Annotated in this window: 14 protein-coding genes; 6 read left to right on the forward strand and 8 right to left on the reverse strand. The window is 57.0% G+C overall.

Going from position 1 to position 11,867, the window contains the following annotated elements; all coding sequences use genetic code 11:
* Window positions 1-4: 4 nt before the first annotated feature.
* The 7 genes from J7380_RS17885 to J7380_RS17915 form a co-directional block, all read right to left on the reverse strand.
* Entirely contained in the window at window positions 5-571 is a 567-nt protein-coding gene (locus J7380_RS17885) for a YIP1 family protein (protein WP_170751276.1), read from the reverse strand.
* Window positions 568-1,053, reverse strand: coding sequence for a YIP1 family protein (locus J7380_RS17890; protein WP_209197251.1), 486 nt, complete (start codon window positions 1,051-1,053; stop codon window positions 568-570). Before J7380_RS17890 ends, J7380_RS17885 begins: the two co-directional genes overlap by 4 nt.
* Complete coding sequence (gene sufD, locus J7380_RS17895) at window positions 1,053-2,333, reverse strand: Fe-S cluster assembly protein SufD (RefSeq protein WP_209197253.1); 1,281 nt, start codon at window positions 2,331-2,333, stop codon at window positions 1,053-1,055. Before sufD ends, J7380_RS17890 begins: the two co-directional genes overlap by 1 nt.
* On the reverse strand, window positions 2,333-3,088 hold the full coding sequence (sufC, locus tag J7380_RS17900; RefSeq protein WP_170553354.1) for a Fe-S cluster assembly ATPase SufC: 756 nt from the start codon (window positions 3,086-3,088) through the stop codon (window positions 2,333-2,335). Before sufC ends, sufD begins: the two co-directional genes overlap by 1 nt.
* A gap of 71 nt (window positions 3,089-3,159) precedes the next feature.
* Complete coding sequence (gene sufB, locus J7380_RS17905) at window positions 3,160-4,680, reverse strand: Fe-S cluster assembly protein SufB (protein WP_209197255.1); 1,521 nt, start codon at window positions 4,678-4,680, stop codon at window positions 3,160-3,162.
* Between the two features lie 18 nt (window positions 4,681-4,698).
* Complete coding sequence (locus tag J7380_RS17910; RefSeq protein WP_209197257.1) at window positions 4,699-5,742, reverse strand: cysteine desulfurase family protein; 1,044 nt, start codon at window positions 5,740-5,742, stop codon at window positions 4,699-4,701.
* Between the two features lie 48 nt (window positions 5,743-5,790).
* Window positions 5,791-6,249, reverse strand: coding sequence for an Rrf2 family transcriptional regulator (locus J7380_RS17915; protein WP_170354223.1), 459 nt, complete (start codon window positions 6,247-6,249; stop codon window positions 5,791-5,793).
* A gap of 178 nt (window positions 6,250-6,427) precedes the next feature.
* On the opposite strand from J7380_RS17915, the gene J7380_RS17920 reads away from it, so the two are divergent.
* The 5 genes from J7380_RS17920 (at window position 6,428) to typA (ending at window position 11,074) form a co-directional block, all read left to right on the forward strand.
* On the forward strand, window positions 6,428-7,081 hold the full coding sequence (locus J7380_RS17920) for an alpha/beta hydrolase (RefSeq protein WP_142633729.1): 654 nt from the start codon (window positions 6,428-6,430) through the stop codon (window positions 7,079-7,081).
* A complete protein-coding gene (locus J7380_RS17925; RefSeq protein WP_209197259.1) occupies window positions 7,081-7,326 on the forward strand; it encodes a hypothetical protein in 246 nt (81 codons plus the stop codon). The genes J7380_RS17920 and J7380_RS17925 overlap by 1 nt, the downstream gene beginning before the upstream one ends.
* Window positions 7,326-8,480: an HD domain-containing protein gene (locus J7380_RS17930; RefSeq protein WP_348539124.1), complete on the forward strand. Its 1,155-nt coding sequence runs from the start codon at window positions 7,326-7,328 to the stop codon at window positions 8,478-8,480. Before J7380_RS17925 ends, J7380_RS17930 begins: the two co-directional genes overlap by 1 nt.
* Before the next feature lie 366 nt (window positions 8,481-8,846).
* Window positions 8,847-9,182: an SMR family transporter gene (locus J7380_RS17935; RefSeq protein ID WP_170354226.1), complete on the forward strand. Its 336-nt coding sequence runs from the start codon at window positions 8,847-8,849 to the stop codon at window positions 9,180-9,182.
* A gap of 74 nt (window positions 9,183-9,256) precedes the next feature.
* Complete coding sequence (typA, locus tag J7380_RS17940; RefSeq protein ID WP_209197279.1) at window positions 9,257-11,074, forward strand: translational GTPase TypA; 1,818 nt, start codon at window positions 9,257-9,259, stop codon at window positions 11,072-11,074.
* 247 nt (window positions 11,075-11,321) lie between these two features.
* Here typA and J7380_RS17945 read toward each other — a convergent pair whose 3' ends face one another.
* Complete coding sequence (locus tag J7380_RS17945; protein WP_209197281.1) at window positions 11,322-11,627, reverse strand: hypothetical protein; 306 nt, start codon at window positions 11,625-11,627, stop codon at window positions 11,322-11,324.
* Window positions 11,628-11,641: 14 nt separating this feature from the next.
* Between J7380_RS17945 and J7380_RS17950 the strand changes: the two genes are divergently transcribed.
* Window positions 11,642-11,867: hypothetical protein (locus tag J7380_RS17950; protein WP_209197283.1), on the forward strand; the 226-nt coding region annotated here is incomplete at its 3' end.

The following is an 11,867-nucleotide window of genomic DNA, read 5'->3' on the forward strand; positions in this document are numbered from 1 at the left end:
TTCCCTAGACAGGGCCGCTGGGCACCAACACGAGGACAAATGGGACTGCAACCAGTGCAGACAACACGATGACCCCAAAGGATTTTAAGATCGAACCGAACTTATGCGCTTCATTGATGAAATGCAGTGTGACGTAAAGGCTGATTATCAAAGTCGCCACCACAAACATCACCAGCAAGAAGGGTAACACCAACGAAACCACCAACGTTAAGACCAGCGCTGCAACCTGAAGGAACTGCAACCAGACCATCAGGATCATGAAGTCGTTGAACGTAGCCACCCCGCCAAGAAAGCGTCCGATCACAAGAAACGCAACGATACTGAACATCATTGCCCCGGCCGACCTCAGCAAACCCAGCACAATAGGCTCGGGTGGTAAGGCGATTTCACCTGGCGGCACCGGGACAAGCTGCTGGATACCAACCTGGCCCAAGCTGTTCATCACGATAGCCAGGAAAAATGCCAACCAAAGAACCTCGCGTCCCGGCTGCAAAGCCAGCAATCGCCGCGCGGCATCAGAAGGTTTGGTCACTGTTAGAACAGCTAGGTTTAGTACGGACTGAACTGTCATTGCGACACCCTTTGCGCCTGTCTGAGACCCGAGAACCAGAACCACAGAAAGACCACAAACCAGATCAATCCAACACCCGTCAATGCCGGACCCGGCCCGATAAAGCCTGCCACAAGGCCATTCAGCAACACCAAAGGTGTCGACGACAAAAGCGCCCAGAACAGCGCCACCCGGGCGCCATAGGCCGATCCTTTGCCTCCGACCAGCCGTGCCGCGCCAAATGTCACAAAGGCCAATGCGTAGAAAAACAGCGGCAGGATGATAACAGTGCCCAAAAGCGCACCGCCCATAAGCATGTTCAACTCAAGACCTTCAAGATGCGCACGGCGGGACAAACTGGGCAGTTGTGCGATGAACGCCACCACACAAAACGCCATCACAAAGACCAAAGCCCGATCTTCGCGCTGTCCCAGTTCAAGAAGCCGGCGCACAACACGCCCCGGCCCCCGATACGTGGCCACTATATCCGACGTTACCGGCATCAGCTGTGCCGCGACATCCAGCCTTCAAGGCGATCGACAATGGCCTGCGACAGGGCTTCGTCCTCGATCTCGTCCACGGCCTCGGCCAGAAATGCCAGCGTCAGCATGTTGGTCGCCTCTTTGGTCGGAACCCCGCGCGAGCGCAGATAGAACAACGCTGTTTCATCAATCGCACCTGAGGTCGAGCCGTGCGAACACGCCACGTCATCCGCATAGATTTCAAGCTCGGGCTTGGCGAGGAACTGGCTGTCATCGTCCAGAAGCAGAGACTGGCTGATCTGATAGCCATCCGTCTTCTGCGCGCCTTCCTTTACCAGGATCTTGCCTTGGAACACGCCGGTCGCGCCGTTGCGCAGCACCTTCTTGAACACCTGACGGCTTTCGCAATTCACGGCGTCATGGGTGATGAACACCGTGTCGTCGTGGTGGAAGTCCCCGTCACCAACGCAGGCACCGGCAACATGGGCCACCGCATCGTCACCGGTCAGTTCAACCACCTGTTCGTTGCGCGTCAGCACGCCATTCACGGTCAGCGTGAAGGATTTGTAAACCGATTCCTGCCCAAGCCGCGTGAACATATGGGTCGCCGCGCGACGTTCATGATCGCGGCCTTGCGCCCGCACGTGGTGCAACACCCCACCATCGGCAATGTCGATCTCCATGCATTTGTTGAACCGCGAAGCAGCCGGGCCGTTTTCAAGGATCGTCACCTCGGCACCGCTTTCGACGCGGATGATATGGTGCAGCATCGCGTCCGAGGTTTCAGAGGCATGGCGATAGATAAAGCTGATCGGCTTGGACGGTTTGCCCGAGACATGGATCGCGATCCCATCCGCCGCGAAGGCCGTATTCAACGCCGCCAGAGGACGTTGCACAGGCGATTGACCACGCGCTTCAAGCACGCCGTACAGCTCTTTCGCCCAGTGAATATCCTTGAAGCAAATGTCCTCGATCCGGTCGATGGTGACACCTTCCAGCGTCAGATCATCGGATTCCTCAGGGCTGAATACGCCATCGACGAACACGATTTTCAAACGGTCCAGATCAGCGAACAGCATCGCCTCATCCGGGTCGAACAGCGCGGCCCGAGGGGCCTCGGGCGCGACCAGCGTATCCGGGCGGGTGTATTTCCAGTACTCGTCCCGGCGACCGGGCAGACCCATTTCCAACACACGAGCCAGCGCGTCTTCGCGCGCGGCACGGGTGCAACCGGCGTCTGGCATGACCAGATTGGCCAGCCGCGCCTCGGTAGCGGTTTGTTTCACTTCGGGCAGAGCCATCAGTTCACCTCGGCCAGAATGTCGGCGTAACCGTTGTTTTCAACCTCAAGCGCCAGATCGGGGCCACCGGTTTTGACGATCTTGCCGTCCGCCATGATGTGCACAACGTCCGGTTTGATGTGATCCAACAGACGCTGATAGTGCGTGATCACCAAAAACCCACGTCCTTCGTCGCGCAGCGCGTTCACACCCTCGGCCACCAGCTTCATCGCGTCGACGTCCAGACCCGAGTCGGTTTCGTCCAAGATGCACATCTTGGGCTCGAGCATGGCCATTTGCAGGATCTCGTTGCGCTTTTTCTCACCGCCAGAGAAGCCAACATTGACCGGACGTTTCAGCATGTCTGCGTCGATCTTCAGCGACTTGGCCTTGGCGCGGACTTCTTTCAGGAAGTCAGCCGCCGACAGTTCATCCTCGCCGCGCGCCTTGCGCTGGGCATTCACGGCGGTGCGCAGGAAGGTCATGTTGCCCACGCCTGGAATTTCGACCGGGTATTGGAAAGCCAGGAAAACACCCGCTGCGGCGCGCTCTTCCGGTTCCATCTCCAACAGGTCTTCGCCGTCCAGAGTCGCCGACCCATCGGTCACTTCATACCCGTCGCGCCCCGAAAGCACATAGCTGAGCGTCGACTTACCCGAGCCATTCGGCCCCATGATCGCGTGCACCTTGCCAGCCTCGACGGTCAGATCGACACCTTTGAGGATTTGCTTTTCTTCTTCCTCAAGTTTCACGTGCAGGTTTTTGATTTCCAGCATTTTTTACCCTTTTGCGTAGCGCAAGGGACCGCGCGGCCCCGATATTTTGTAAATTTCGAAATGATACGGCTTTAGCCGACCGAACCCTCAAGGCTGATCGCAACAAGCTGTTGTGCTTCCATGGCAAATTCCATCGGCAGCGCCTGCAGCACGTCCTTGCAGAACCCGTTGACAACCAGCGCCACGGCCTCTTCCTCGTCCATGCCGCGCTGACGGCAGTAGAACAGCTGATCGTCATCCACCTTGGACGTCGTCGCCTCATGCTCAACGCGGGAGGAGTTGTTCTTGACCTCAATATACGGCACCGTATGCGCCCCGCATTTGTCGCCGATCAGCAAGCTGTCGCATTGCGTATAGTTACGGCTGTCCTTTGCCTTGGGGTGCATGGAAACAAGTCCGCGATAGGTGTTCTGCGCCTTACCCGCACTGATCCCTTTCGATACGATCCGCGACTTGGTGTTCTTGCCCAGATGCACCATCTTCGTGCCGGTATCGGCCTGCTGATAGTTGTTGGCAATCGCGATCGAATAGAACTCGCCCTGGCTTTCCTCGCCCCGCAGGATGCAGGACGGGTATTTCCAGGTTACAGCCGAACCGGTCTCGACCTGCGTCCACATCACCTTGGACCGGTCACCCCGGCAATCGGCGCGTTTGGTCACGAAGTTATAGATGCCGCCCTTGCCATTCTCATCCCCGGGGAACCAGTTCTGAACGGTCGAGTATTTCACCTCAGCGTCTTCTTCGATGATGATCTCGACCACAGCCGCGTGCAGCTGTGCGGTATCGCGCTGGGGTGCGGTACAGCCTTCCAGATAGGACACGTACGAGCCCTTGTCGGCAATGATCAGCGTGCGTTCAAATTGGCCCGTGTTTTCCGCGTTGATACGGAAATAGGTGCTCAGTTCCATCGGGCAGCGCACGCCCGGCGGGATGTAAACGAACGAGCCATCCGAGAACACGGCCGAGTTCAGCGTGGCATAAAAGTTGTCCGAGACCGGAACCACCGACCCCAGATACTTCTTGACCAATTCGGGATGTTCGCGGATCGCCTCAGAGATCGAGCAGAAGATCACACCCGCTTTCTTCAGTTCTTCCTGAAACGTGGTTCCGACAGAAACCGAGTCAAAAACCGCGTCCACGGCAACCTTGCGACCCTCTGCCGGGGCATCCTCAGCACCCTCGACGCCCGCCAAAATCATCTGTTCTTTCAGCGGGATACCGAGCTTTTCGTAAGTCGCCAGCAGCTTGGGGTCGACCTCATCCAAGGACTTGGGCTTTTCCTCCATCGACTTGGGACGGGCATAGTAATACTGGTCCTGAAAGTCGATCTTGGGATAGCTGACCATCGCCCAGTTCGGCTCATCCATCTGAGTCCAGCGCTCGAACGCGGCCAGACGCCATTCGGTCATCCACTCTGGCTCTTCGTTCTTTTCCGAGATCAGGCGGACGATATCAGGGTTCACGCCCTTGGGCGCGTATTCCATCTCGATATCGGTTTCCCAGCCGTATTTATAGGTTCCGACCTCGCGTACCGCATCCACGGTTTCCTGATCGACACCCTCTTTTACCTGGGTCTGGTCCAAAGCGGCCATAAGACACCCTCCGTCTGATCACGCGGCCCGCGCGCGATGCTTTTTCTCTTTTTCAAGCCACGTTTCAGCGAAACGCAGCACATCTTCTTCCGTTGTCGAAGGCCCCAGCGAGACGCGAATTGCGCTGGCAGCTGTGACCTCGTCAAATCCCATCGCGGTCAGCACCGCACTTGCGCGCACCTTGCCGCTGGAACAGGCCGAACCTGCGCTGATCGCAAATCCAGCCAAATCCATTTGCATGACCTGCGTCTCACCTTTCCAACCGGGGGTGGCAAAACACAGGGTGTTCGGCAGGCGTTCCTGATCTTTCCCGACAAAAATAGTAGATTTAGAACCGGCCTCAAGGGCCTTTTCTAGAATATTTCTAAATTCTTTAACCTGCTCCCAAACGCCATTGGCCAGATCGAGCGCTGCCGCTTCAGCTGCGGCCCCGAACCCTGCGATTCCAATAACATTTTCCGTCCCGGAGCGACGGCCCATTTCCTGACCGCCACCCTTGATCCGGGCAGGCAAATCCGTGCCGCGCTTCATCACAACCGCGCCGATACCCTTTGGACCACCAAGTTTGTGCGCCGAGACCAGCGCCATCTGCGTGTCCAGCCAGTTGAACGCGATCGGTAATTTTCCAAACGCCTGAGTCGCATCGGTCACCGCCAACCCTGCTGGCAATGATTGAACGATCCCCGTCTCGGAATTCGCGTATTGCAGCGTCGATTGGTCCGGCGCTGAAACCGCAACCATACCTTCTTTCGACACGTTCAAATCTTCCTCTGTCCACGCACGGACCGCATCATGTTCGATTGCAGCCCCATGCAGGCCCCGACCCTCTAGTGTCAGCGCAGCCCCTTCGGTCGAACCCGAAGTAAACACGATATCAGCCCCTTCGGCCCCAAAGGCAGCCGCAATCTGTGCTCTTGCGCGCTCGACCAGCGCCTTGGCTGCGCGTCCTTCAGCGTGGACCGAGGACGGATTGCCGCAAATCTCCATGGCGGAGATCATCGCCTCGCGCGCCTCTGGACGCAGAGGTGTGGTGGCATTGTGATCCAGGTAAATACGACTCACGGATTCACCTTTTCAAAGCGCAGAAGTTCGTTTTCAGCAAATGCCATCCTATTCGTCCACAACTGCAAAAAGGCTGGGAACGGCCGGACAAGGTGCGAGGTCATTCTTGATCACGTCCGAAAGGCGCGTTTGATGCAAGAACACATACACATGGGCGCTCAGGCCCTCCCATAGACGATTGGTTAGGGATTGCGCCCGGCTGCCGGACAAAGCTCCGGTTGCGCCAGCGCCCTTTTGCAAAGCATCGACTGTTTCATCTACGGCGGCCAGGATCTCAACAACGCGAATTTCGGACGCTGGGCGGGCAAGGCGATAACCCCCGCCCGGTCCCCGAACCGAAGACACAAGCTCGGCCCTGCGTAGCTTGACGAATAACTGCTCGAGGTAAGGCAGAGAAATGTCTTGCCGTGCTGAAATCTCGCTGAGTGTCACCAGCCCGTCCGAGGGCTGAAGGGCGATATCGGCAAGAGCCACCATCGCATAACGACCCTTGGTCGACAGCTTCATTTGCATTCCCTCATGGCAGTTTACGCGCGAAATCATTGACGCCGCCGCTGCCAGTGCGTATCTCCGACAAGCAGCGCTCATGCGCCCAGTATCACAATTAGAACCGTTCTAAGGTGTCCGACGATTATCGTCAAGTATTTCCGGGCACCCAGAAGAAAAAGACAGGACCATCGCACACATGCCCGAGGTGATTTTTCCCGGACCAGAAGGCCGCCTGGAAGGCCGCTACCACCCGCAAAAGGAAAAAGACGCACCGATCGCGATCGTGCTTCACCCGCATCCACAATTCGGCGGGACGATGAACAACAAGGTGGTCTACAACCTGCACTACGCGTTCTACAACATGGGCTTCACCGTTCTGCGGTTCAACTTCCGTGGCGTGGGTCGCAGCCAGGGTGAGTACGATCAGGGCGTGGGTGAGCTGAGCGATGCGGCATCCGCACTGGATTACCTGCAATCGATGAACAACAACTCGAAACACTGCTGGGTCGCAGGGTTTTCATTCGGGGCTTGGATCGGGATGCAACTGCTGATGCGCCGTCCCGAGATCACTGGCTTTATCAGTGTGTCTCCTCCGGCGAACATGTATGATTTCTCGTTCCTCGCGCCCTGCCCGTCCTCGGGCTTGATCATCAATGGGTCGTCGGACCGCGTGGCCCCGCCCGCAGACACCACTGCCTTGGTCAACAAGCTGCACGAGCAAAAAGGCATCACAATCACTCATAATGAAGTGGAAGGCGCTGATCACTTCTTCCAGGATCGCCACATGGACACGTTGATCACAGATGTCAGTGACTACGTGAAGCGCCGCCTGACCGAGAACACACGCTGATGTCGGATACGGTCTCCACACTTGCCGGCAGACTGGCCGAAGACACGTTGAAGGTGATGGATGAAACCGGCGAGGATCGCTTTTATGTCGAAGTTGGCGAGCTGCTGGGGGCATCCTCTCAGTCGCTGGAAGAGGCATTTCTGACCGAAATTCGAGTGCGCCTGTCCGAGCGTCAAGCCCGCCAATTCGTGATCCAGCGCCTTGCGGAACATCGCAAGAAAGTTAAGGCGATAGAAAAGAAATGATGGATCGGCTGTCCGCGCAGATAGAGTTCCTGAAACGCGCGGACCAGCTGAAATCGGTCGAACGCGCGAACACGCTGCCGGATCAATCCCGGCAAGAAAACTCGGCGGAACACAGTTGGCATCTGGCGCTGTGGGCACTGGTAATGGCCCCCCTTGCCGACGCCACTGTTCGGATTGACCGGGTCATTCGGATGCTTTTGCTGCATGATCTGGTCGAGATCATCGTCGGTGACCACCCCATTCACCTGAAAACCGACTGGAATGCGGTTGAGCGCGCTGAACAGAACGCCGCTCGGGAACTGTTCGGGATGTTGCCCAGCGACCAATCCGACGCTTTTCTGATGCTTTGGCAGGAGTTCGAAGCGGATTCTACGCCCGATGCGAAATTCGCAAAATGCCTTGATCGCTGCCAACCTCTGTTTCAGGTCCTGAACGCTCCGGAACCCAAACCAGAGCATCTGGCGGTCGTCCGCGACAATCTGAACGGAGGACGCGCGGCCTATCTCGAGACCGCTCTTCCTGACGCCTTCAAGGCCGCTTACGCTTTGTTCGACGGCCAACCTGCCCCGCGTTCAGAGTTTTCTGATAGGCTGCCGTTCCTTGCCGAATGCGATCAACTGAAATCCGTCTATCGCGCATCCAGGCTATTATCTGGTGAACGGTTTGAAAACTCGGCCGAGCATTCGTGGCACATCATGTTGTACGCATGGGTTCTGGAAGACAGCGCCGACTCTGACGTCGACATTGACCGTGTACTAAGGATGTTGCTGCTGCATGATATTGTGGAAATCGACGCCGGGGACTATCCAATTCACGGTCAAGTCGATCACGAGGCCCAAGCAGCCGAGGAACAAGCGGCTGCCAACCGTTTATTTGGGTTGCTACCGCACCCGCAACGAACCGAATGCCTCGCCCTATGGCATGAGTTTGAAGCCGCCGACACCAACGATGCCAAATTTGCAAAAGCCGTCGACCGCTTTCAAACACCCGTTGGCAACCTTGCGACCGGCGGCGGATCATGGGTCGACTACGACGTGACATTCGCGCAGATCAACATGCGCGTTGGCACCCCGATTACCCGTGGCGCACCGCAACTATGGAATTGGCTGGCACCACAGCTCAAGACCTATTTCTCGGAAAAGTTGAGCACCTGAACGGTAAAAGAGAAAGAGGCACGTCGCCTCTTTCCCCCCCAAGTACCAGCAGACGCTCAAACCTGAGAACCGTTTACCCGCTCAACACCTTTGGCTGCGCTTCTCTCAGCGGACCCCCCGCCAGCTAGCCACCCAAGCGCCACAATAATCGCCGATACGACGATGACAGATTTAGCAAAATTCGTCATAGCTTACTGATTAAAAAAACACTGATAACTGGTCGGACAGTATCTCAAAAAGCTCGTGTAATAACAGTATGGTTATCCTGACCTCAACTCACTTGTGGACAGGAGAAAGCGAAACGGCTTGCCAGATGCCTGAAATCTGTGTTCAACGAGCTCAACAACACTCAATCCGAGACTTATTTTGCCTAAAGCCTATCTTTTCCTGCTTTTTGCAGTGGTCGCAGAAACGATTGGCACAACTGCGTTGCAAGCCAGTCAGCAATTCACGCGGCTCTGGCCCTCTGTATTGGTCGTAGTTGGCTACGCAATCGCGTTCTATCTGCTTGGCTTGACTCTAAAGTTCATGCCAGTTGGGATCGTTTATGCCATCTGGTCGGGCTTGGGCATTGTGCTGATTGCTGTGATCGGTTTCATCGTTTTTGGGCAAAGGCTGGACTGGCCCGCAGTGATAGGTTTGGTCATGATTTTATCTGGAATTCTGGTTATTCACCTGTTTTCCAACACTACCGGTCACTGACGGGCGGTTAGGGCTGGCATATTTTGCCGCGTCGCGTTATGCGCGCGGCAACTTCCCGTTCAAAGGCTGACCTCATGGACCTGCGCAATATCGCAATCATCGCTCACGTGGACCACGGCAAAACGACCTTGGTGGATGAGCTGCTTAAACAATCCGGCGCGTTCCGGGAAAATCAGGCTGTGGCGGAACGCGCCATGGACAGCAACGATCTGGAGCGCGAGCGCGGGATCACCATCCTTGCCAAAGCGACTTCGGTCGAGTGGAAAGGCACCCGTATCAACATCGTTGACACCCCCGGCCACGCCGATTTCGGTGGCGAGGTTGAGCGCATCCTGTCGATGGTGGACGGTGTGGTCCTGCTGGTCGATGCCGCCGAAGGCCCGATGCCCCAGACCAAGTTTGTGACCTCGAAAGCGCTGGCGCTGGGCCTGCGCCCGATCGTGGTTCTGAACAAGGTCGACAAACCCGATGCCGAGCCCGACCGCGCGTTGGATGAGTGCTTTGACCTGTTCGCCAACCTCGGCGCTGATGACGATCAGCTGGACTTCCCGGCCATGTATGCCTCGGGCCGGTCTGGTTGGGCAGATATGGAACTGGACGGCCCTCGCAAGGACCTGACCGCGCTGTTTGATCTGGTCGTGGATCACGTCCCGGCACCCAAACAAGCCGAAAAGAAAGACGAGCCGTTCCGCATGCTGGCCACCACGCTGGGAAGCGACCCGTTCATCGGTCGTATCCTGACAGGCCGTGTGGAAAGCGGTACGCTGAAAGCAGGCGACAGTCTCAAGGCCCTGTCGCGCGACGGGACCCTGATCGAGAACTTCCGCGCCTCGAAAATTCTGGCCTTCCGTGGCTTGGCACAACAGCCCATCGACGTGGCCGAAGCCGGTGACATCGTCACCATCGCTGGCATGAGCAAAGCCACCGTGGCCGACTCGCTGGTCGCGCCGCAGGTTGAAGAAGCCCTGCCCGCCCAGCCCATCGACCCGCCGACCATCACCGTGACCTTTGGCATCAACGATTCGCCTCTGGCCGGTCGTGACGGCAAAAAGGTCCAGTCCCGCGTGATCCGTGACCGCCTGATGAAAGAGGCTGAATCGAACGTCGCCATCCGCATCACCGACACTCCCGGCGGCGAAGCCTTCGAGGTCGCAGGCCGCGGCGAATTGCAGATGGGTGTTCTGATCGAGAACATGCGACGCGAGGGGTTCGAGCTCAGCATCTCTCGCCCGCAGGTTCTGTTCCGCGAGGAAGACGGCCAGCGTCTGGAGCCCATTGAAGAAGTCACGATTGACGTTGACGATGAATACTCCGGTGCCGTGATCGAAAAGATCACAGGCGCGCGCAAAGGCGAGCTCGTCGAAATGCGCCCCGCCGGTGCAGGAAAGACCCGCATCATCGCGCATGTGCCTTCGCGCGGACTGATCGGCTATCACGGAGAGTTCCTGACCGACACGCGCGGAACCGGAGTTCTGAACCGCGTGTTCCACGGCTGGGCGGCACACAAAGGCCCGATTCCCGGCCGCCGCGCAGGTGTATTGATCTCGATGGAGAACGGACAGGCCGTCGCCTACGCCCTCTGGAACCTTGAAGAGCGTGGCCGCATGTTTGTGGGTCCGCAGACGGATGTCTATCAAGGCATGGTCATCGGAGAGCATTCACGGGACAATGATCTGGAAGTGAACCCACTCAAGGGCAAAAAACTGACCAACGTACGTGCCAGCGGATCGGATGATGCGGTCCGCCTGACACCTCATGTTCAATTCTCACTTGAGGAAGCCATCGCCTATATCGACGATGACGAACTGGTTGAGGTGACGCCTAACGCCATCCGGTTACGCAAACGCTTTTTGGACCCGCACGAACGCAAGCGCATGGCAAAATCTGCGTAAACCTTTCAGTGAAATAGTTCACTGATTGGAAACATTGCCCCATTAGTGACATTTTTGCGTACATTAATGTAAAATTAACAAAAACAAGGCCCGCCACTCCGGCGGGCTTTTCTTTTGTTTTTCAACATCGTTCCACTATAACGGGAGTTTTTTCTCGTTTTCTTGTTGTCACACATCTTGAAAATACGGCGAGGGGTTGATCTATTTATGTTTAAAATGTGGCAACAGTGTGCTCAGGTAGCACAGGTTAAAGAGTACCAGGGGGCGTAATCATGCGCGTTAAAAGTCGTTTATTATCTATTGTTTTTGTGTCAGCAACTATTCCAATTGTGTCGGCAACGGCAGCTACGGCTGCCGAGCGGTGCACAATTAAAACAGCTCGCCAGTCCGTTGATACGGAAACGCTCTGTGCGTGTGAGGTCGTTGAATCCAGGATGTTGAGGTACCTGCAACGCAGGCCTGATTTTGATGACATCTTGGCCAGAACGTTGGAAAGTTGCCCGGCTTTCGCAGCCGTGTTGACTGATATTCCCACCGCCAGCATTTCAAACAATCAAAGATCCGGTGATGGCGACGCAAATCCTGGTGAGGGACCAACTGTCGGCGGTGGTACCGGTGGCGGTGGACCAACAAACCCAGGCGGTGGCCCGTCGAACCCAGGCAGCGGCCCAACGAACCCAGGCGGTGGCCCAACTAATCCAGGCGGCGGTGGCGGAACCGGTGGCGGCGGTGGCGGCGGTGGTGGAACCGGCGGCGGCGGTGGCGGAACCGGCGGCGGCGGTTCCACCACCGC

The sequence above is a fragment of the Ruegeria sp. R8_1 genome (assembly GCF_017743815.1).
Taxonomy (GTDB): domain Bacteria; phylum Pseudomonadota; class Alphaproteobacteria; order Rhodobacterales; family Rhodobacteraceae; genus Ruegeria; species Ruegeria lacuscaerulensis_A.